The following is a 22,213-nucleotide window of genomic DNA, read 5'->3' on the forward strand; positions in this document are numbered from 1 at the left end:
CGAGGGATGGCGAGGTCTCGGAGCCATATCCAATCGACCAAGAGAGAAAAATTTTTCCTTTTATTCAATCCTCTTCCTTTTAGGTAGAGGTAATTATAAATTATCCATTATCAATTATTGAATAATTGGTGATGGCTTACTACTAATAGTTGAATGCTTAAATTTCCTACTTCCAATTTCTTGCTTAAATCCTTCCTTTTTTTCTTAATTTTAAATTTTGACTTTCTTTATGAACCCAAATAAAATAGAATCAACAAAAGCTCTTTTATTAATTAATCCCCATGCTAGAAAAGTTACTAATAATTTACCTTTAGCTTTAAATTATTTACAAGATTTTGGCTTAGAAGTTATTTGTCAAGAAACTCAATCTCCCCAGGATTTTAACCATTTTATTCAAAACTATAAAAACCAGGTAAATATGGTAATTATTGGTGGTGGAGATGGCACATTAAACTTAGCAGTAGATGCTCTAGTAGAAACAGGTTTACCCTTAGGAATTTTACCATTAGGAACAGCTAACGATCTAGCTAGAACTTTAGGAATTCCTGATTCTTTATTTGAAGCTTGTCGAGCGATCGCTACAGGTAAAAAACGTTATATAGATTTAGGTGTAGTTAATGGCAAATATTTTTTCAATGTTGCTAGTATCGGATTAAGTGTAGATATTACTAACAATTTAACTAAAGAAGCAAAACGTCGATGGGGTGTATTAGCTTATGCTATTACTGCAAGTAAAATGATTTTAAAAAGTCGCCCTTTTACTGCAGAAATTCGCTGCAATGGTGAAACAAAAATAGTTAAAACTCTGCAAGTTGCGGTAGGAAATGGCAAACATTATGGAGGTGGTATGACTATTGCTCACGATGCTGTGATTGATGACCAAAGACTAGATTTATACAGTTTAGAAATCAAGTATTGTTGGCAATTTATCGGTATGTTGCCTTCTATATGGCAAGGAAAATATCAAGAAAATTTTGGATTTCGTTTCCTCTCTGGTTCTGTATTTAATATTTATACTCGCAAACCTCGTCCTATTAATACAGATGGGGAAATTGTTACTTATACTCCAGCACATTTCCAGGTAGTTCCTTTAGCTTTAGCCGTTATGGTGCCCAGGAAACTAACAACTGAAAAGGAAAAACTTCAACCTATAATTGATTAAAATAAGGAAGAAGGAAGAAGGAAGAAGGAAGAAGGAAGAAGGAGGAAGGAAGAAGGAAGAAGGAAGAAGGAGGAAGTAAGAAGGAGGAAGTAAAAAGGAAGAAGGAAGAAGGAGGAAGGAAGAAGGAATAAAATTAATTTAAAAGTTGATAATATAATTTATAACTATTCAACCGGACATGATATACAGCAGATTGCAGATATATGAGGTACAAATATTTTCAACAATTAATAATTATTAATAATTAATTATTAATAATTATTAATTAATAATTAACAATTACCTCTCCTTGGAAAGAAGTGGTGCATCTCATATTTGCCAAAATATTTTTTTCCTATTCCCTATTCCCTATTCCCTATTTCTTATTCCCTATTACCTATTCCCTAAAAGCGATAAATTTTTGGCTTTATTCAAAATTGAGATGCACCCGAAAGAAGAGGATTGACCCTTAAGGAAAATTTTTTCTCTCTTGGTCGATTGGATATGGCTCCGAGACCTCGCCATCCCACCCTACGAGAAGCTACGCTTTTTCCTACGGAATGCTACGCAAACATGTCGCGTAGCGTTAACGTAAGTTATGCGCCAGCAAAACGACCGCTTGTTTATCCTTTAAAGGAGAGGATTTTTTACCTTAATTATTCGGTAAGTTTTAAAAATTACTATATTTTTAATATCCATAATTAAAAATATTTTAGAATAGAAGAAAATATAGGTATAGATAGCAATACCCGACAAAAAAACACTTTATTTTATCTTGTTAATTTCTGATGACAGAAAAACTAATAATTCCTATACATGAAACTTTCCAAAAAACCATTCAAGGAGAAGGCTATTGGGCAGGTACACCAGTAGATTTTATTCGTCTTGCTGGTTGCCCGGTAGGCTGTCATTATTGTGATACTGGTTATGCCGATGGAGGAACTAATTTACCAAGGCAAATTAAAACATTTGATGAGTTAATTAATGAGTTATTTTCTCCCAGAGTTGTTATTTCTGGTGGTGAACCTTTTATCCATAAACAGTTACCTAATCTAGTGAACAAAATAGAAGCTACTGGCAGACAAGTTTCTATAGAAACATCCGGTTGCTATTGGCAAGAAATTTCACCTCAGACTTGGATAACCCTTAGTCCTAAACAACATATTAGTCCTAAATATCCAGTTGTAAAACAGATGTGGATGCGGGCATCAGAAATAAAATTAGTAATAGAAACTGGTAAAGAGTTAGAATTTTATAGTAAAATTTTATTGGCAAATAATAATATTCCTGTTTTTCTCCAGCCAGAATGGTACAGTCGTAATCTTGCCTTACCATTGGTCTTAGAGTTACTTCAAAAATATCCTAATTACCGCCTTTCTGTGCAGTTACATAAATATTTAGGGATACAATAATTTATAATAATGAAAGTTAGGAATAAGAACCATATAAAAGGTAAGTTGAAACCCAATTAAAATTCAAGAAAATTATTTTTTTTAGAGCTTAGAAGATTTGAACCCAATATCTACTCTAAAAATTAAAAAGACCGGATTCAAAGTTTAGGACTTTAGTTTGATCCTTCCTCCTAATTCCGTCTTTCTTTCCTAGAGAATGCAATGCAAATTAGCAAACCGTCAAACGAAAAAAAGCTGTCTATTTGGACAATAAACAGCTAGTTCAGAACTGCAGATGGAGATACACCCTGATAGTTAAATGAAATAGTAGATGCCCCTGATGGATAACTCCTAGATGGACTAATTACCTGATGGTTTAACTCCCTAATGGCTTAGTCTCCACATCCCAAATAGCAGGATTGGGGAGAAAATAGTAATAAGACTACTAACACCTCACTTCCGGCTTTTGTGATCCATCAGGTCGTGCCTATGCTTCTTTTATAATTGCAGACTGATTCATCGGAAGACAAGAGGTCTTTTGCAACAACCCACTTTTTACAGGTTGCAGAGTATCGCGAGTCTATCTAAAACAACTAAACAGGGTTCATCTACTACTATGAAACAGAATATTATCATTTTTGGGTTAATAGCCTCCGCAGGCTTGACATTTTGCCAAGTACCAAAGGCCATAGCTGGGAATTTAAGGCCATCTAATGAGACTAGGATTGAAGAGAGTCAGATAATTAGTTATGAAGCGACTGATGAAGATGGCGATAGGGTAGAAGAGAAAACAGGTACAGGTCAAGGTAAGAAATAAAGTAAAGACAGGTAGATAAACTATCAAGAAAGCCGAAATAACTTTCTTGAGACAGTATAGATAGATTAGACTAGATTTAAAATTGGGCAGAACTCTTTGCTACTGATTAGAGTTCTACCCTGGATTATCCTAGTATTACTTCCTAACTCGTATTATCAATTAATGATGGACACAACAACTACTACACGCAGAAAAAGGCTAATTACGAGGACTGCAGAAAGAAGACAAGCAACTCCAAAAGAGAGACAATTAATTCATCTTTTGGCTAATCTTGGGTGTAGTTGCGCTAGATATGACTTCCAGCACTTCTCTAGTAAAAACCAAATACCTCCCGATGACCGAAAACGTTTAGCAGAGTGGCACTATCTCCGGTTACAGCAAATTCGCCGGGTAGAAAGGAGTCTAGAACCTGTGGCCCAACTTAAGCGTGTTTACTATCGAAGTCAACTAAGTCCCAGATCCCTTAAGTCCCTAAAACTCCTATGGGTTGAGGAGGACAAACCAAGAGTGAAGCGGGTTAGTCCTGAATTGGATGAGCTATTAAGTTTAGCCCTTAATTTAGGAGATACTCTCAAGCAGATATTTCACACTATTGAATCTGGGGAAAGGGCATTTTCTAGAACTCCTATACCAGGGGTAGGAGTAGTGCCATTGTGGGTTAACGAGTGGGAAGAGTCTGGCTATGATATTAATTTTTTTCCTCCTTCTTTCCCTGATTGGGCTAATATTGTTGATGACTAAGTTTCTGACACAAATTTAAGTCATAAATTCTCATAGTATGTCCTAATCAACTCAATATTTGCTATAGTTTTTGGTCAAACTCTCCCATAAAATTTTTGCTAAATATTATTTAAATAGGTAAATAGGGTTTGCGCTCAAAAGTCTTATGGGTGAGGGTAGGAGATAGGAGACAGGAGACAGGAGACAGGAGACAGGAGACAACCCACCCCTAACCCCTCCGGTGGAGGGGAAAAATGGGAATGAGCGAGGAGATAGGAGTAAGAATTGTCCTAAGATTTTTCTGTCCGAAGGTTTGCCTTTTATGCTAAATTTTTGAGGGTTTTAGACTACTGAAGAGCGCAATTTTTGGGAATTCAATAAGGCTTAAACCTTTACTTGTCAATACTTTGAGATTTAATCAGCAAGCTCTAAATATTTCGGTGGGGAGAGCTTGCAAATTTCAGTCGGGGATTTGAAAGTTACAAAAATTAATTTTTTTCAATAAAATTTAAAATATAAAGAGTCAGGAGTTAGGAGTCAGGAGTCAGGAGTCAGGAGTCAGGAAGCACCAAAGGAAGAGAGTTTAGAAAGATTTGCCAATGAGTATGGAAACAGGATGAGAAACTGCCACTCTAAAACCTACTGACTTATACCTACTTCTGGGAGTTTTCCAATTTCTATTTGCACTACGACAACCTTTAGAATAGTTTAAGTATCCTCCTCCTCTCAACATTCTGTAGTTATAATTGCTATCTTTTTCCCACACACTACCATCTGAAGGAGCACCCTGATAATTATTATGCCAGGGGTCGGCGCACCACTCCCAGACATTGCCATGAAGATCGTATAATCCAAAAGCATTGGGTGGAAAACTACCTACATCTGTTGTTTGTTCGCGATAATTTTGTTGTAATGAACAGGCATAAGCTTCTTCGCCATTATAGTTTGCTAGGTCAGTTATCAGACTATTACCAAAGTAAAATAATGTCGTTGTTTCTCCGCGACAAACATATTCCCATTCTGCCTCTGATAGTAACCGATAAGTTTTTCCAGTTTGAGCAGATAGCTGGCGACAAAATTCAATTGCATTATACCAAGACACCATTTCTACTGGTCTATTTTCTCCTTTGAAATAAGCTTGGTTTTTGCCCATCACTGCTTGCCACTGCCCTTGAGTAATGGGATATTTACTAACAAATAAAGGTGGTATTGTAACTGTATGTTGTGGGCTTTCTGTTTCCCATTTTTCTGCTGTTGTTTTTGGGGAACCCATCAAGAAAGTATTGCCAGGAATAGATACCATTTCTAGGAAAATCTTATTGGCAATATTTTCAATGAATTGTTGAGTTTCCCGTTGCTCTTTTTGGGTTTCAATTATTTCGCAGTTTGGGCTAATTTTGATTTTTAAATATTCAAATTTAAAAGTTTCCAATTCGAGTTCAAGACTAGAATCAACAGTTAATAATTCTGGAGGAGTATCGGTAATTATTGGCAGAGTTGCTGGCACAGTTGAGGGGATATTAGTTATGATAAATTCTTTTACTGGTGATAATAAAGTCAACCATTCAACAACAAATTGAGGCCGTTCTTCTGGCTCTAATTTCATGCCTTGAATAATTGCATTATTGACTCGATCGCTAATTTGAGAATTATATTTTTTTGGTGGAATTAATGGTATTTTTCCTTCTTGTCTGACTTTTGCGGGTGTAGGCATTTCACCTGTCAATAAAACATATAGGGTTGCTGCTAGGGCGTATATATCAGTAAAAGCTCCCCGTTTGGCTCGTATTTCGTACTGTTCAATTGGTGCAAAGTACAATGTACTATCTGTTGTATGAGTTTGTACGCTGCCACTATTAAATTCTCGTGCTAAACCAAAATCAATTAATATTGCTTCTAAAGTATCTCGACGTAGGAGAATATTTTGAGGTTTAACATCCCGATGTAAAAATCCTTGATTATGTATAAATTTTAGTGCTTCTCCTACTTGTTTAATTAGATGTATTGCTTCACTTTCTGATATAATTCCGTCTTGTTCTTCACGATAAATTCCTAAGTCATCCCCGTCTATATATTCCATCACCATGCACCATAATTTATTTTCTTTAAAAAGGCGGTGAACTTCTACAACATTGGGATGACTACATTTTGCTAAACATAAGGCTTCATTTAAAAAGTTTTCTTGATATTTGTCAAAGTTTGGTTTACGTTGTACTCGATAATTGAGAGTTTTAATCGCAACTAATTGATTAGAGTTTTGTTCTAAAGCACGATAAGTAATCCCGAAACCGCCAATACCAAGCAGGTCTTGAATTATATATTTGCCATTTTGTAATTGTTTACCTGATTTCCAGTATTTCATTCTATTAATAGGGGATTCAGAATTTTAAGTTATCCCTGGAATTAGAGCTAAAAATAGGGGCAAATTATACCTCATGTTAGAATATAATAACATAATTTTGACTCAGAGGGAAGAAGGAAGAAGTAAGAAGGAAGAAGCAAGAAGTAAGAAGCAAGAAGCAAGAAGTAAGAAGCAAGAAGTAAGAAGCAAGAAGTAAGAAGCAAGAAGTAAGAAGCAAGAAGCAAGAAAAAATGGATGGGGATAGTCAAGGACCTGCAACTTTGTGTCTACAAACCCCAACGATTTGTACACTGTGTAGACGGTGGATTATTCAACCCAAAATAAAAAGATAATGGAGGTTTCAAGTCTCTAATCATCATAGACTCAGAAGTAAGAAGGAAAAAGAAAAAGTCTGACTTTCTCTAAGTTTTAAACTTTTGAACTGTCAAACACCTTTCTTTCGGCTACTACAACATTTTTTTTAATGGTATTATACCATTTTGAAAAAATAATTTTACGAATAATAAGCACCAGAAAAAGACTTTCAAATAAAGTATATTTGACAAAAAATGTGATTTAAAACATCAAAAATTGCATTAAATATATCCATTATGCATTCTAAATTCTAAATTCTAAATTAGAATAAACACCCTAAGTATTTGTAGCAAATATTTATCAATTTGGTATTATTCCCTTTTTAAGGAGAGAAAAAACCCTAACTAAAACCTAAGACCCAAGACCGTAATAATTTCCTGCAGAATGCTGTGCAAACATAATTTTTCATTTCCCTTGAATACTAATTCTTTCTTCCAAGATAATGAGTTCATAACTTATAGCTGAATGCTGACTGCTGTTTGCGGAGCATTCCGGTACGGAAAATGCTTACCGCTGACTGCTATTTCAATAATTCCATTCAGCAATAGCTGTAGATATTCCTGTTTTTAACTCAGATTTGATATTGGATTTTTGAGATAAATAAATAAGTTGTTGATATGCTATTTCTGGATCTAATTGTTTTAATGCTGCTATACAATGAAGCCTGACACTAGCATCGTCTTCTTCTAATAATTGAATGAGATAATCTAGAGCGCAAATATCTCCCAAATATCCCAATGCTAAAATCAAAGAATTTTTGACACGGACGCTTTCTAACACTGAATTATTACTTCTGAGAAATTCAATCAAAATTTCTGTAGCTTTTGGCTTTAATTCCTGACGCTCAATTTTACCTAATACTGTAATAATTTCATTCACAATTTGCGGCTGATGTTCTACTGCAACTAAGCAATTATCTCCTAGTAAACTTTGTAGATATTCCACAGATACTTGAGTTTCAACCCAACCTAAAGCACGCACCGCATCAAGCTTTAAAAAAACCGGAACAGTAGTTGTTTTTAACAATTCAAATAAAGCCGTTGCTGCTGTATTTGTACCGATTTTGCCCATAGCGAGCGCCACTTGTTGACAAACTTCAAAATTAATATCCCAAAGTAAAGGTTGTAACAATTCCACCAAACCCAATTCTTGGTGTAAATTAGCATAAGCACTCAAGCCTATTACTGCTTCTTTTCTAACTTGAGCCACTGTATCTTTTAAAGCCGAAATTAAGACAAAAAGCAACCGAGAATCATGGTAATTACTCAAGGCAGTAATAGCCGTTTTTCTAACTTCATCATTGCCATCTTTTACTAAATTTAATAATGGTGTTATAGTGCTAGGAGAATTAATTTTAGCTAAAGCTTTTGTTGCTAATAATCGTGAATCAGGATTGGCCAATAAATCCGTTAAAATATCAACTGCTGAATCTCCCAAAACAGCCAAAGTATCTGCTGCTATTTCTTGTAAATCTTCCGTCTCTGAACTAATAATTATATTTTTCAGAACTTCTCGGACTTCATCACTGTTAAAATCTGCTAATATCCGAGCCACAAACCAACGTTTTTCTAAATCTAAATTTTCATCCTGAATAATTTCAATTAACGGAGCGATCGCTGGTTTACCAATCTGCTTAAATAGTTTATAAATATCCCATTTTTCTTGAAAATCTCCATTTTTCAGAACTGTTATTGCTAGGTCGAGAGCCACATCTAAATCGGCATTTTCTAACACATCAACATGAGTATTTTGAGATGCTAAGAAAAATTTCTGTAAATACTGATTAACTAAAGACCAATTTTTTTCTTGGCTGGCTATTTTTGCTTGTTCAAGTATATTTGACATAACTGAATAATTTTTTAGATATTAAGCTTAAGATATAGCAATAGACATCTTCAGAAAAGAGGGAACAGTCAACAGGCAACAGGGATAAATAATACCATTTCTCAAAAAAATTTCTACATTTTGTTGAGCAGGGGAGTAGAGGAGTGGGGTAGTGAACCCACCCCTAACCCCTCCCAGGAGGGGAAGTAAACATAAGAATAATTAACATTAACTTAGCTAAAATTAGCAAAAAGATGGTTTAGCTTGTACCGATCAATTGACAACTGAAGTCTTGCAAAAGTATAGCACTAATGCATGGGAATTGGTATAATTGATAATTTATAGATAAAAAGGGAAGAGGGAACAGGAAAAAATAATTGATAATTTATAGATAAGAATTGATTTGATTTTTAATTCTCACGCCTATGTCTAATCGAAGGAAAGGGCGCGGATATATCAAAAGCTGATATGAAATACTAAAATTTTTGCTACAAACTTCCTTCTTCCTTCTGCTATATACAGGTATAGCAATTCCCATCCTGACGAGATACAAAATTTGTTTGTTTTAGGAAGTAGGGAGTAGAGAGTAGGGAGTAGGGATTAGAAAATAAAAAAAATCACTGTACTTCAGCAACTTGAGAAACGCTATATTAGGTAAAAAGTTCATAGTGCTAGATGAATCACCTTTTTTTCTATCATTTACTAAAGAATTAAGGTTTCAAGCCTCTCCTTTAAAGAAGAAAGAAGAAAAAAATTTCCTTTTAGTCAATTCTCTTCTTTTCAGGGAGAGGTAATAATTAGGGTTTGCTTATGGAAGTCTTTTAGTAGAGGTAGGAGACAGGAGACAACCCACCCGCGGGCCCCTCCCCTCCTGGGAGGGGGAGACAGGAGAAATGGGAATTTACAGGAGGTAGGAGCGGGCGTTTTGTCCCTTAATTTTTCGGCCCAAATCTTGACCAAAATCCCCTCCTAATTGAACAATTACCACTTAAAACCTCGAACTTTTTGATATTTAAAAAGGCACTTACCTTGTAAGCATTCAGCTATTAGCAATCAGCTCGAGCGCAATGAAAATGAATGAACCAAGTATTTGTTTAACTTCTACTGCATTTTTGAACAAAGAATTGAAGCACAAGAACAACGAGCTTAAATTGTCCACTAAAGGTAATCAAGCTGACCGCTGACCGCTGTTAGCTCCGCATTCCGCAGGAAATGCTTACCTTACCTTTATCTATAAAGACTTTTAGATTTAATCAGCAAGCCCTAATTAATTATTCATTATTAATTATTAATTGTTGAACACTTATCTAATCTTTAAAATGTTTGATAATTGCATCAGCAAATTCAGAACATTTCAAAGCTGCCACAGGTGGTTCCATTAACCTTGCCAAATCATAAGTTACTTCACCATTAGAAATAGCAGCTCCAATCCCTTTTTTAATTAAATCGGCAGCCTCTTGCCAACCCATATATTCCAACATCATCACACCAGAAAGAATCAAAGAACCAGGATTAACTCTATCTAAACCTGCGTGTTTTGGAGCTGTGCCGTGAGTAGCTTCAAAAATAGCACATTCATCACCAATATTAGCACCAGGCCCCATACCTAAACCACCAACAATAGCCGCAGCAGCATCAGATAAATAATCCCCATTCAAATTCATAGTTGCCAGAATAGAATATTCCCCTGGCCGAGTTTGAATTTGTTGGAAAATACTATCAGCAATACGGTCATTTACCATAATTTTCTCTTTCCATTTTCCATCCCCATGACTATCCCAAATAGCTGCCAATACATCCTCAACTTCTTGGCAAATTTCAGCTTGTTTTTCTGGTGTTAAAGCATCATAACCAGGGTCAATTTTTCGAGCATTTTCTTCACTACTAATATTAGAATTTTCTTCCTTATTAGAAAGTATCCAAGATTCTCTTTCCGTTACACATTCAGTACGAAATTCAGTAGTTGCTAATTCATAACCCCAGTCACGAAATGCGCCTTCGGTGTACTTCATAATATTACCTTTATGCACCAAAGTTACCATTTGTTTTGACTTGGGTAAGCGCAAAGCATTTTGGATGGCACGTTTGACTAACCGTTGCGAACCAGTTTTGCTAATAGGTTTAATACCAATACCCGAGTCGAGGCGAATTTGCTTTTTGCCATGTTCGGGAGTAGCAGGAATTAAGTCTTTGTTTAAAATGTCAATCAACTTACTAGCAATATCAGTACCCTCACGCCATTCTATTCCTAGATAAATATCTTCAGTATTTTCCCGATAAATAATCACATCTAATTTTTCTGGACTTTTGTGGGGAGAAGGAGTACCCGCGTAATATCTACAAGGACGAACACAAGCATATAGATCGTTAATTTGACGCAACGCCACATTTAAAGAGCGAATACCCCCACCAATGGGAGTTGTCAAAGGACCCTTAATAGCAACACCATATTCTTTTATAGCGTTGAGAGTGTCTTCCGGCAAATATTGGAAAGTGCCATATTTTTCACAAGCTTCATCACCAGCGTAAACCTTAAACCAGTTTATTTTGCGTTTGTCACCGTAGGCAGTGGCGATCGCGGCATCAAACACTTTTTGAGAAGCTGGCCATAAATCTACCCCAGTACCATCGCCCCGAATAAATGGGATAATGGGGTCCTCTGGAACATTAGGTTGACCGTTGCTGAAAGTGACTTTAGACCCTGTGGTTGGGGGAGTTATTTTTTCGTACATACCTTGATAATTCGGGCTACAATACATTCCTTTGTGTCCAGATTATCAATGTATAATGATATATCTTGAAATATATCTATGATTTTTTTAGAATTGGAGAAGGAAGAAGCAAGAAGGAAGAAATGAAGAAGGAGAGAAATAGTTTAATTATTTTTGTAGTTTTTTGATGGATAACAGTAAGATAAGTAGCAGAATTTTTTCTCTTAGACCATTTCTCAAAAGGAGTATCATATCAAATCCGGTTAAAAAGTTATAGAATGCTTAAGTCAGGAGGAGTCAACCCACCCCTCGCCCCTCCACCAGAGGGGGAGGGGAAGTCAGTCGGACCGAGTCAGGAGGAGAGAGAATTACAAAGATTGAGTAGTTATGACGATTGAAGAATTTTTTATGTCCAATAAAACGGATTTGATATCAGAAATAATTTAGCAGCATCCCTTGATTTGAAATAATTAGCTTAAATAATAGACATCTCTTCCAAAAGAGGGAACAGGGAGCAGAGAACAGGGAGAAATAATTGATAATTTATGGATAAGAATTGATTTTATTTTGAATTCTCACGCCTATGTCTAATGATTATTAGCTCTTACGCACCCGAATCAAGAAACCTGGTTAAGACTAATGATTCTGAGCTGATTATACAGTAACTTTTGTTTAAAAACCCCGTTTCTGCATTAAGTTCTGATTATACCAAATTTGCTTTAGTAATATAGAATCTGGTTATCTGGTTATATAGTATATGTTGATAATTCTATAATTACTTCAATATTTAATCTCCCCTACTCCCCAGGGCTAATTCATTGTCGTCAGAGAATATTGATATGGATATGAAATACATTTAATTGTGCAAATATTAAGAATCTCTCCCTAACCCCACATTCCCCTCCAGGGAAGGGTTAGGGGTAGGTATCCATCTCCCCCACTCCCCTACTCCCAACTATAGAATAACTATTCAACCGGACATGATATAAGAGGGAACTTGAAAAAGTCGAAGTTTTTGCTATACATGGAATTTGGGGATAGAAAAACCATCCTTATAATAACTGGAATTTGGTATTATATCAAGTCTCATTAATTAGCCATAATAAAAATCTTTTCTCTGATAAATTTCTCCCTGTTGCCTGTTGCCTGTTGCCTGTTGCCTCATTTTTTTATTGTGGGTATTCAAAGAGACATCATATTAGTTAAATATTTCAACCTTTTTGAATGAGCAAGATGCTTAGACTTTTGCAAACCAAACCCCTACATCTCAACTTTACCTACTCTTGACAACGCAATCAAGAATAAATACTATTTGTGTGATTCCTCTGGAAATGACAAATGAAAATTTTGCTCTTAAGCAATCATCCTCCTCATGGGGGTGGCGCAGCTAACTCTAGCCAAGAATTAGCCTGTGAGTTGCGGAGTATCGGTCATAAAGTGCTTCAAATAGCACCTTACTGCATTGCTACAGACCTTGCTGAGTATCCCGGATTAATCTGGATTCCCATCAACGATCCTTGGGATACCCTGACCATGACTGCGGGGAATAAAGATAGCATCGATCGCCAGGTACTCGAGATTTACCGTCAACAGGGGCCTTTTGATTGCGTTATTTTTGGTCGCGAATACTATCTGTGGAATCTCCCCGCTGTAAAGTGCATTCATTCAGGTCCAGTAATTACCATTTGTCGCGGGGGTCACATTACGCACCTGGACTCCAACAGACCAGTGGAACCCAAAGTAAGACAAGATTTGATCCAACTTTACCGAGACTGCGACCTGATAATTTGCATCGCTGGGTATTTAGTGGATATTGTCAGAAAGGTGACCGGAGCAAAGAATCAGATTTTTTGCCCTAACCCGGTTAGTCTTCCCAGATTAAACTCTCCAGTGATTTATCAACCAACGGCAAAAGACCCGATCCGGTTACTGATGGCGGCTCAAATGAAGTCCCGCAAAAGACCTCTGGATGCAGTGAAAATCGTGGGGTTTCTTGAGGAAAGGGGAGTCGATGTCTACTTGACAGTCTGCGGTAGCGGTATGATGATGGCGCAGATGCAGGAGTGCATTCGCAACTATGGTTTAGAAAAACGGATTGACATGAGGGGTCAAGTCGATCGTCAAGAAGTGTTAGACTTGATGCATCAGGTAGAGACGGTTTTGCTGTGTTCGGAACGGGAAGGAATTCCCCGGGTGCTGCAAGAAGCGATCGCCTCTGGAAAGGGAGTTGTGGCTTACGATAATCCCGGTTCTCGCGAGGTAGTCAGTCAATGGTTGGGGGATTCTCCTTTAGGTCGTATTGTTCCCCTTGGCAATTCTGTGGCTGCAAGTCATGCTATATTGGATATCGCCGATTATTGGCGTACTGATTACCAACCGATTGTTCCACCTCAATTACCTCAAGATCAGGAAATTATTTATGAGTATGAGTCCATACTCCAAACCTTGATCAGGGAATCATCAAATCCACAAATTATTAAAGCTCTTGCATAAGTAGATTTTTATCTAGTGCAGGATGGCAGAAATAACTAACCAGTTACAAAATCCTAAAAGTTTTACCAATCAATACTTTTGACTGTCAGATGTGCGTCTTACATTCTGAGGAAACCTCAGAATTACGCACTCGCTTTTAATTTCCGCGTAGCGGCACTAGGAGCAAAGCATTTGGGCAGTAAATGTTCTTAAAAATTCGAGGTGTTTTTGTTCAAATGTTTTGCCCCGTCTTTATTATACCAATTTGAAAAAAGAATGCTATACTTAAGTTGTACTTCAATTATTAAGTAATTAACACAGACTGAATAACTTTTTTAATAATTATTAGCTAGTTATTGTTAATTATTCTTATTTTTACTTCTCCCTGTACGGACGTTGCATAAGGGCGTCCCTACCCACTACCCTACTCCCCCGCTCAAGAAAATGTAGCAAACATTTATCAAATTGGTATTAATGCCACCAGGTCGATGGGATTTTGCTAGTTTGCTTCTTTGTAAAAACACAGAATAATGACTAATATATCTACTTACTCCCCACAACCTAACCGCAAAAAAATGGTGTTTGGCTGCGGTTTATCCAGAACCGGTAATAAAAGTCTCGGTCGCGCCCTAAAAATTTTAGGCTACAATCAGATTAAATATCCTGAATCTATCGACGAATTGGGAACGGTGTATGATGCGGCAGTTGACATTACCGTAATTGCCTGGTTGGATGAATTAGATACTAAATTTCCCGATGCCAAATGGATTTTAACTGTGCGAGAAATGGAGCAATGGCTGAAATCTTGCGAAAGTTGGTTTAATCGTTCCTTAGATCACTATTCTCCAGAAAAACAACTTTATATGTTAGAAATACGTCGTCAGGTTTATGGAACGGAACAGTTTTCTCGTGAAATTTGGCAAGATGTTTATCGATGCAATTTTGACAGAGTTGTGACCAAATTTAGCGGGGGAGAAGACCGACTGTTAATTTTCAATATCTGTCAGGGAGAATCTTGGAGTAAATTATGTAAGTTTCTGGGGAAAACAATTCCTGACACTCCTTTTCCCAGGATCGTTTAAGATTTGATTTACAGTACAATGATGCCAGAGAAAGACAAACGGTTGAAAGCGAAAAATGAGTCAGATTTTTTCCTCATTTCCTTTCCTAAATGCGGTCGGACTTGGTTGCGATTGATGTTAGGAAGAGTTCTCCAGACTCACTTTAAATTAAAGAATACTAATCTTTTAGAACTAGACAAATTAAGAGAGTTAGATCCTGATATTCCCAAGATTTGGGTATCCCACGACGATGAACCACAGTGGAAAAACCCGGAGGAGTTGATAACTTCAAAAGCTGAATATCAAGAAAAACGGGTGATTTTTTTAGTGCGCGACCCCAGAGATGCGATTGTCTCTAACTATTACCAAAAGACGAAACGTCGCCTAGCTTACAACGGTAGCTTGTCGGAATTTATTCGCGAAGAAAATGGTAGCTTTACCACGCTTATTCGTTTCTATAATATCTGGGCAGAAAATCGAAACGTACCCCAAGATTTTTTACTGGTTCGCTATGAAGAGATCCATCGCGATCGCCAAAAAGAATTGCGTCGAGTGTTGCATTTCTTAGATTTACCAGAAATTGCCGACGCTCTAATTGCAGAAGCAGGAGAATATGCTAGTTTTGAGAATATGCGCAAAATGGAAGTAGAAAATCAATTTAAATCTCGGCGCATGAGTGCGGTAGATCCTCGATATATCAACTCTTACAAAACTCGCAGAGGTAAAGTCGGTGGATTTAAAAACGAATTGAGTACAGCCGATATTGATGATCTCAATCGTATAATGCAAAAAAGTCTGTCAGTTTTTTATGGTTATCAGGTATGAAAGAAAGTAATATCATGTCCGGTTGAACAGTTATAAATAAACGACGGAGTCCTGAGGAGTCAACCCACCCCTAACCCCTCCCAGGAGGGGAAGTCAGGAGTCAGGAGAAAAAAAGAGGGAAAAAAAGGAGAAAGTTTTTTCATCACTAATTATCCGGACATGATATAAGCATTTATTTGTCTCCGGTGCCCCACGATCGGGAACCACCTTACTGGAGCTAGTTTTGTCTTCACATTCCCAGATTACTGTAACGCCAGAGAGCCATTTTATTCAGCAATTATTTATCAAAGATTTTGCGGCCCAACCGTTAAATCGAGAACAGAAAGAAGAGGCGATCGCCTTAATGCGGGCGGACAAAAAACTCAACAGTTGGCCCAATTTTCACCTAGAGCAATTTATCGCCACCATTTCCTGGGAAACCGACTTAACCATAAGCAAGCTTCTAGACAGTCTCTTTAACTTTTTCGCTTTGAAAAACAATGGAGGTAGGAGACAGGAGGAACGGGGAATTTACAGGAGGTAGGAGCGGGCGTTTTTTCCCTTAATTTTTCTGCCCAAATCTTGACCAAAATCCGCTCCTAATTGAACAATTACCACTTAAAACCTCGAACTTTTTGATACTTAAAAAGGCACTTACCTTTATCTATAAAGACTTTTAGATTTAATCAGCACAGTAATAATTAGGGTTTTAAGATTCTAATTGTTTTTTATTGTTGTTGTGAGGGAATGGTTCGTCTCGAACTGGTAAATCAAAGAAGGAACATAACTTTTCCCATCCTTCCCCTTGACAAATATTCAGAACTAACAAAGATTCCGGACGATCGCGAAAATATTCCAGCACATTTTGACAATGGAGGTCGTAAACATAGGACAATCTTTCAGTATTAAACTGATAAGTTCCATAAACTGCACTCCGTAAGAATCTTCTCAACTCCATTTTCTTTTGCTTTTCTGGTCTCTCGTCAAAGACCACTTTCTTACTCCAATGTGCTTCCATTGATTTGAGCCAAGATTCTTTTTCCCGCACCGTCAAAATAAACTTACTATCGGGATAAATTTTATCTAATTGAGCATAATAAGAAGCCACTGTAATATCGGTAATGCCATCAAAATTATTCAACAAGGAAAACTCGAAATTTCCCTCTATCAATTCTTGCAGTGTTGTTTCATCCTGTGGATAATGCACAACATTTATACCCAGAATATTCAATGCTCCCGTTAAGCTTTTTGTTCCCGTGCGACTTAAACCAATTCCAAATACTTTCATCCGCTTGCTTCGCTGCCATTTTTGCGGATTAATCTTAGCAGATAATTCCCAAACCTGCTCTAAAGTCAATGCTTCTTTTTCGGCAATATTTAACTTTTCTAACTCGCTCATTGCTATCTGCGGTAAATAGGCAATAAATTTCTCTATTTCTTCGAGAGTTGCTTTTTCTTGAATTAATTCTCGACTATAGTTAACCCCATAGTTAGCCACTAGAAAATCTTTATCCTTACTGTCCTCGCTTTGCTTGATCCAATCATCTTGATTAACGTTTAATTTCTTTTGCCAATAATCTTGACGACTTCTTAGTTCTCTAATAGCATATTTAACAAATATATCTAGGTAATACTGAAAAAAGTCATGAAAGATTTTAAAATGCTGAAAAACTTTGCTTTGATTTAGTTTACTTAGAGCTAACTCACGAGTCCTTGACTCGGGACGCAGCACATACTTGCGATCGCCTTTGGGAATTTCCACTTTTTGCATCAATTGCACTACGTCCATTCTAGTAATATGAACCCCACAATGGATGTAACCTCGGAATTTATCGAGAACATAACAGTCCACATAAGGAAAGCTATTGTACTGAAGAAATGGTGTCATATCCTCACAAATCAAACAATCAGCATCCGCAAATACCACAAAATCGCAATTGTAATTTATTGCCAACATTTGCTTCACAGCCAGGGAAAATGGTTTAACATTTTCTATAATATGCACCTCCTGTGGCTGAATGTTGTTCACCGCCAATTCTAGTGCTGCATCCGAAGTTCGTTCTCCGACAGTTCTAAATACTAAGTCTATTTTTTTCATCTACTACGCTTCCCACTTAAATTCTTCATTAATTTCCCCAGCAATTTCCACAAATAAACGCTCTGTGCTAGGGTCTAGTTCTTCTCGCCAGCGCAAATCTAAGCTAATTCCCAAATCGTGATTCTGGTAATAATCCCGGCTATTTTCAGAAATTTTTACAACAGATTCATCTAAGTTTTTCTTTTGTGCTTTTGCTATCAAGAACTGAGTACCGCTGTTACCACCAAGGGGATGATGTTCGTGGCGATAATATTCGACCATTTCCGGTTGATATTCTATCTCTAAAAAATCGCACAATCTTCTGGTTACTGCTGCGGGGTTACTAGCTAATTTTTCATATTTAACTTTGATTTTTTTCCCACTAAAGTCTTCGTATAATTTTTGGGTTTGTTGAATTTTATTGACCCAGTTATTAATTATTTTATCGACATCTTCTTCGGGATATTTTCTCAGTCGAGAATTAATAACTGCTCGACCATCTCTTTGAATAAAAAGCAGAAACATCTGAGTATTTGTATTTTCAATTGCGGCGATCTTTTCTGTTATCCACTTAATTTCTTTGGTCGAATCAATAACGATCGCCTTTCCGGTTTGGCGCGATAATTGTTCGTAGAGGTCGAGGCGATCGCTAACCACAAAATCTCCCCAAACCGGACAGTTTCTACCACAAATTTTACAAGTTCTTTTGATCTCTGGTTTCTGTAAATCTTGAAAAAATCTGGTTTTATTCGCCTCTCCACAATAAAAGCAATCCTGATGACTTCCCAAAATCATCCCCAAAAGCGTCGAGCCAGAATGACCAGCTCCACAGATAAAAACTGCTTTTTTATTAATTCTTGTCAAATTATTTTACCTCAATTATGTAAGCATTTCCTGCGGAATGCTGCGCAAACAGCTATTAGCCGTTAGCTGTCAGCAATAATACCATTTCTCAAAAACTTTTCTACACTTTGTTGAGCAGGGGACTCACCCCTAATATCATGTTCGGTTGAATACTTACACTTTGGAGGAAGGAAGGCAGAAGGCAGCGGGAGCTGGAGGCAGAAGCGGTGCGACCCCGCGTCGGCGTCAGACGCAAGGGAATGCGCACCAAGAGAGGGAAGAAAGGGTTAAAAGGGATAAAGTTTTTTTATAACTGATTATCCGAACATGATATAACCCCTCCCAGGAGGGGAAATAGGGGAGTGGGTAGGGATGTTACATACAACGTCCGTACATGGAGAAGCAAACATAAGAATAATTAACATTAACGCAAGCTGAAATTAGCATGCAAAGTAATTTTGCTTGTGCTGATTAATTAACAACTGAAGTACTGCCCAAGTATAGCAATAATGCATGGGAATTGGTATAATATCATGTCCTGATAATTAGTTATAAAAAAACTTTCTCCTTCAACTCCAGTTCTTCCTCTTCCTTCTCCTTTCTTCCCTCCTGACTCCTGACTCCTGAGGACTCACAACAGTTATTTATAAGTATTCAACCGTTAGCGTAGCTCCCCCGGAGAGGGCACATGAGATAAGATTTTTCGCTTCTCAATTAATAAACCTTTTATCTAATACCAGTTTAATATGGGGTTGTATAGAATTATGAAATTCATTAATCGCTCTATGTTTATCTGTGGTCAATTATGCTTGAAATATTATTCTATACAGCTTCATTTCAATTTGGTATACAACTAAAAGCTTTACTAATTGAGTCAGAGTTAAATCTTACTACAAAAACTGCCTAAAATAGTCTATTTTCATTAAAAACCCGTTATGATAGCTGATAGCTGATAGCTGATAGCTAAATGCTTACGATTTCATTGTCACAATATTTTTTTGAAATTCATCTTATTTACTCCATTCAACAAAAGTTGTTTCTACTTTAGCTCCCGGGGCAACATTACCTTTAAACGATGCTACTTTTCCTGGTTCAACTGTACTAGGTTCAGCATAAATAAAGCCATTATCAATAATATTTCCAGCATCATCTAATACCTGATAATTTACTTTAATTTGTTTCACAGTTTGACAGCTTTTATTTGCAATTTTGCCCGTTAAAAAATTACCATCATAGTTAACATTACTCATCGGTATATCTGTAGGTTTAACTTCTTCTGAATTTGATTTACAACTATTTTTTTTACTTTCATTAATAGCTTCTCGATCGCCACAGAGATTAACTAAATTAATAAATTTCCCCTCCGTAGTTTCCATATAACAAATTGGGTTATCAAACTCAGATTTTTGAGCAAATATATTCACCTTATGACTCTGTAATAATTGATGATAAACTCCCCCGTTTAACAATGGTATTAATATAGTAAAATAGAAGTATTTCATAGTAACTATTAATCACTGGTAAATTTATTTTTGCACTTTTAAGCTAGTTTTGAACCACTAATAATATCATGTCCGGATAATTAGTGATGAAAAAACTTTCTCCTGTTCTTCCCTCTTTGTTTCCTCCTGACTTCTGACTTCCCCTCCCCTCCTGGGAGGGGTTAGGGGTGGGTTGGGAGGGGTTAGGGGTGGGTTGGGAGGGGTTAGGGGTGGGGTGGGTTGACTCCTGACTCCTCTCTCATTTTTTTCAGCTAATAGCTGATAGCTAGTTAATACTTTCTCAGACTCTTAGCTCGCTGACTTATCATTGCTTCAACACTACCTTCTAAACCTAAATCTTGTAAAATTTCCATAGCAGCTATTTCACCTGTCTGACAACCACCTTCCATATAACCTTGATTTTCAAGAATAGATGTATGCTCCCCGGCAAAAAATATATTACCCACTCGCTCTCTTTCTACACCATAAAACTTTGTCCACTCCCCCGGTTTGTAACATAAATAAGAACCGCGAACATAAACTTCTCCTGGCCAATAACTACGAATTGTCCGATCTGGCATTGAGATATTACTAATACCAGGAAAAACCTGTTCTAGTTGGGAATTCAATTTTTGAGCATGAATTTCCGGACTACCAGTTCCTATTGCTACACCTTCAGTACCCCCAACAAATTGTGTAATCAAACCCATACCTGGATGATAACGACTTTCAGAAGTTTCCCAAGTGTTTTGAAACCCTAAATCTAAATAGACATTAGCTGTAGAGTTGTAGCGAGTACGCCAAATTTTCTCTTGATAAGTAGTAATTAACTTAGAGTTCGTTCCGTAGCTAGCAGTATCTATAGATAACTTTTTCAAAGGTGGCAAATCTACATTAAGCTGAACTTGTCGTAACAAAGTTAAAGGTAATGTTAGCAAAATTCTCTCATAAGTACGCTCAAAAGTACTGTTCCCCGACCTTAATACCACTCGATACCGACCATCAGAAAGAGAGTTGATCGCTTCTAATATTGTTCCCGTCTCAATAGAATTGGAGACTAAATTTGCCAACTTTTGGGGTATCAGTTCATTACCTCCCTGTACATAAAAAAGTTGCTCGATCGCACCAATAATACCAAACTTACCTACTTGAGCACCTATTATATAGATTAAATTGAGACTAGACTGCTCTTCCATATTTAGACCGTAGTAAGTTTCATAAGCAGCTTTGACTAGCTGGCGAATTGCTGGTGTAGTTTGAGGAATTTGGTCTAAATATTCGGCAATTGAGATATTATCTAGTTCTACTGCTGCTGGGATTTTTGTGGTATAGTCCTTAAAATTAGCGATCGCCTCAAAATCTCTATTAATCTGCTCTGCAATTGGTGCAAAGTCTGTGGTAATTTCTGCTAATGAAACCTTGCGACCTTCAAAAAAGTAAGTCTCTTGTGTTTCCAAATTTTCATCGACTGCCTGCAGATCTACAAGACGCAATCCTAATTCCTCAACCAAACTGCGCAGATAAATATGCTCGGTGTAGATAAATTCCCCACCAAGTTCAACAGCAAATGGAGTACCTAATGCTTTTTGGCGAGTTCGGATTCTACCTCCTACCCGATTACTAGCTTCAATGACGTTTACTGGAACTCCTGCTTGAGTTAGACGATAGGCAGCAGTTAATCCGGCAATTCCTGCTCCTACTATTAATACTGGAGTTGTTTGAGCCATTACCCTTTCTCCACTCTTGGACAAAAGGGAAACTTTAAATTTTTGAGCTAAGTCTAAACCACCTTTTAATAAGGGACTGCAAGCATTCGGAAATTTCCTAGCTTTAGCTTCTTTTACTATTCCTAATAATTCATCACTAGGGATACCAGTTTCTGTTGACATTCTGGCAATAGTATGAGCACGACCTAGTATTGTCATCACGGGAGATTTAGTCATTTTTGAGGTCTCATTATCACAGGACTTATATCATGTCCGGTTGAATAGTTATAAATAGTAAGGGAGGAGTCAGGAGTCAGGAGGGAAAAAAGAAGGAAGAAGAGGAAAAAGTTTTTTCATAGATATTTAAGACAAAAGCATTATGCATTCACTAACGCCAAAATTTACATCGCAGCAATTTCACCACTATTACAACTACCTTCCATCTAACC

General features: G+C 37.0%; 15 protein-coding genes and 1 pseudogene. 9 read left to right on the forward strand and 7 right to left on the reverse strand.

Going from position 1 to position 22,213, the window contains the following annotated elements:
* The first annotated feature begins 229 nt into the window (after positions 1-229).
* The 4 genes from F6K15_RS18025 (at position 230) to F6K15_RS18040 (ending at position 4,090) form a co-directional block, all read left to right on the forward strand.
* On the forward strand, positions 230-1,162 hold the full coding sequence (locus tag F6K15_RS18025) for a lipid kinase (RefSeq protein WP_293062956.1): 933 nt from the start codon (positions 230-232) through the stop codon (positions 1,160-1,162).
* Between the two features lie 767 nt (positions 1,163-1,929).
* Positions 1,930-2,553, forward strand: a complete 624-nt coding sequence (locus F6K15_RS18030) for a 7-carboxy-7-deazaguanine synthase QueE (RefSeq protein WP_293062957.1) — start codon at positions 1,930-1,932, stop codon at positions 2,551-2,553.
* 595 nt (positions 2,554-3,148) lie between these two features.
* Positions 3,149-3,349 carry a hypothetical protein gene (locus tag F6K15_RS18035; protein WP_293062958.1) on the forward strand — a complete coding sequence of 67 codons (201 nt, stop codon included), beginning with the start codon at positions 3,149-3,151 and terminating at the stop codon, positions 3,347-3,349.
* Between the two features lie 162 nt (positions 3,350-3,511).
* Positions 3,512-4,090: a hypothetical protein gene (locus tag F6K15_RS18040; RefSeq protein ID WP_293062959.1), complete on the forward strand. Its 579-nt coding sequence runs from the start codon at positions 3,512-3,514 to the stop codon at positions 4,088-4,090.
* 562 nt (positions 4,091-4,652) lie between these two features.
* Here the strand turns inward: F6K15_RS18040 and F6K15_RS18045 are convergent.
* Complete coding sequence (locus F6K15_RS18045) at positions 4,653-6,431, reverse strand: bifunctional serine/threonine-protein kinase/formylglycine-generating enzyme family protein (RefSeq protein ID WP_293062961.1); 1,779 nt, start codon at positions 6,429-6,431, stop codon at positions 4,653-4,655.
* Positions 6,432-6,504: 73 nt separating this feature from the next.
* Between F6K15_RS18045 and F6K15_RS18050 the strand changes: the two genes are divergently transcribed.
* Entirely contained in the window at positions 6,505-6,627 is a 123-nt protein-coding gene (locus tag F6K15_RS18050) for a hypothetical protein (RefSeq protein WP_293062963.1), read from the forward strand.
* Positions 6,628-7,310: 683 nt separating this feature from the next.
* On the opposite strand, the gene F6K15_RS18055 is transcribed toward F6K15_RS18050, so the two are convergent.
* Positions 7,311-8,630, reverse strand: coding sequence for a HEAT repeat domain-containing protein (locus F6K15_RS18055; protein ID WP_293062965.1), 1,320 nt, complete (start codon positions 8,628-8,630; stop codon positions 7,311-7,313).
* Between the two features lie 1,286 nt (positions 8,631-9,916).
* Complete coding sequence (locus F6K15_RS18060) at positions 9,917-11,341, reverse strand: NADP-dependent isocitrate dehydrogenase (protein WP_293062967.1); 1,425 nt, start codon at positions 11,339-11,341, stop codon at positions 9,917-9,919.
* 1,317 nt (positions 11,342-12,658) lie between these two features.
* On the opposite strand from F6K15_RS18060, the gene F6K15_RS18065 reads away from it, so the two are divergent.
* From F6K15_RS18065 to F6K15_RS18080, 4 genes and pseudogenes are all read left to right on the forward strand, one after another.
* A complete protein-coding gene (locus F6K15_RS18065; protein ID WP_293062969.1) occupies positions 12,659-13,813 on the forward strand; it encodes a glycosyltransferase family 4 protein in 1,155 nt (384 codons plus the stop codon).
* 509 nt (positions 13,814-14,322) lie between these two features.
* On the forward strand, positions 14,323-14,874 hold the full coding sequence (locus F6K15_RS18070) for a sulfotransferase family protein (protein ID WP_293062970.1): 552 nt from the start codon (positions 14,323-14,325) through the stop codon (positions 14,872-14,874).
* A gap of 3 nt (positions 14,875-14,877) precedes the next feature.
* On the forward strand, positions 14,878-15,678 hold the full coding sequence (locus F6K15_RS18075) for a sulfotransferase domain-containing protein (protein WP_293062971.1): 801 nt from the start codon (positions 14,878-14,880) through the stop codon (positions 15,676-15,678).
* Between the two features lie 184 nt (positions 15,679-15,862).
* A pseudogene (locus F6K15_RS18080) lies at positions 15,863-16,201 on the forward strand (sulfotransferase); the annotation flags it as partial.
* A 165-nt stretch (positions 16,202-16,366) separates the two neighbouring features.
* Here F6K15_RS18080 and F6K15_RS18085 read toward each other — a convergent pair.
* The 4 genes from F6K15_RS18085 to F6K15_RS18100 all read right to left on the reverse strand — a co-directional run bounded on the left by F6K15_RS18085 (position 16,367) and on the right by F6K15_RS18100 (position 22,001).
* Entirely contained in the window at positions 16,367-17,755 is a 1,389-nt protein-coding gene (locus tag F6K15_RS18085; RefSeq protein WP_293062972.1) for a sulfotransferase family protein, read from the reverse strand.
* 3 nt (positions 17,756-17,758) lie between these two features.
* Positions 17,759-18,598 carry a sulfotransferase gene (locus F6K15_RS18090; protein WP_293062973.1) on the reverse strand — a complete coding sequence of 280 codons (840 nt, stop codon included), beginning with the start codon at positions 18,596-18,598 and terminating at the stop codon, positions 17,759-17,761.
* Positions 18,599-19,587: 989 nt separating this feature from the next.
* Entirely contained in the window at positions 19,588-20,079 is a 492-nt protein-coding gene (locus F6K15_RS18095; protein WP_293062974.1) for an FxLYD domain-containing protein, read from the reverse strand.
* 269 nt (positions 20,080-20,348) lie between these two features.
* Positions 20,349-22,001, reverse strand: coding sequence for a flavin monoamine oxidase family protein (locus F6K15_RS18100; RefSeq protein ID WP_293062975.1), 1,653 nt, complete (start codon positions 21,999-22,001; stop codon positions 20,349-20,351).
* Between the last annotated feature and the right edge of the window lie 212 nt (positions 22,002-22,213).

The sequence above is a fragment of the Okeania sp. SIO2B3 genome (assembly GCF_010672525.1).
Taxonomy (GTDB): Bacteria; Cyanobacteriota; Cyanobacteriia; order Cyanobacteriales; family Microcoleaceae; genus Okeania.

Excerpts from the sequence above, each read along its gene's own strand:
- F6K15_RS18025 (WP_293062956.1), top strand. The coding sequence starts at position 230 with ATGAACCCAAATAAAATAGAATCAACAAAAGCTCTTTTATTAATTAAT.
- F6K15_RS18030 (WP_293062957.1), top strand. The coding sequence starts at position 1,930 with ATGACAGAAAAACTAATAATTCCTATACATGAAACTTTCCAAAAAACC.
- F6K15_RS18035 (WP_293062958.1), top strand. The coding sequence starts at position 3,149 with ATGAAACAGAATATTATCATTTTTGGGTTAATAGCCTCCGCAGGCTTG.
- F6K15_RS18040 (WP_293062959.1), top strand. The coding sequence starts at position 3,512 with ATGATGGACACAACAACTACTACACGCAGAAAAAGGCTAATTACGAGG.
- F6K15_RS18045 (WP_293062961.1), bottom strand. The coding sequence starts at position 6,431 with ATGAAATACTGGAAATCAGGTAAACAATTACAAAATGGCAAATATATA.
- F6K15_RS18050 (WP_293062963.1), top strand. The coding sequence starts at position 6,505 with ATGTTAGAATATAATAACATAATTTTGACTCAGAGGGAAGAAGGAAGA.
- F6K15_RS18055 (WP_293062965.1), bottom strand. The coding sequence starts at position 8,630 with ATGTCAAATATACTTGAACAAGCAAAAATAGCCAGCCAAGAAAAAAAT.
- F6K15_RS18060 (WP_293062967.1), bottom strand. The coding sequence starts at position 11,341 with ATGTACGAAAAAATAACTCCCCCAACCACAGGGTCTAAAGTCACTTTC.
- F6K15_RS18065 (WP_293062969.1), top strand. The coding sequence starts at position 12,659 with ATGAAAATTTTGCTCTTAAGCAATCATCCTCCTCATGGGGGTGGCGCA.
- F6K15_RS18070 (WP_293062970.1), top strand. The coding sequence starts at position 14,323 with ATGACTAATATATCTACTTACTCCCCACAACCTAACCGCAAAAAAATG.
- F6K15_RS18085 (WP_293062972.1), bottom strand. The coding sequence starts at position 17,755 with ATGAAAAAAATAGACTTAGTATTTAGAACTGTCGGAGAACGAACTTCG.
- F6K15_RS18095 (WP_293062974.1), bottom strand. The coding sequence starts at position 20,079 with ATGAAATACTTCTATTTTACTATATTAATACCATTGTTAAACGGGGGA.
- F6K15_RS18100 (WP_293062975.1), bottom strand. The coding sequence starts at position 22,001 with ATGACTAAATCTCCCGTGATGACAATACTAGGTCGTGCTCATACTATT.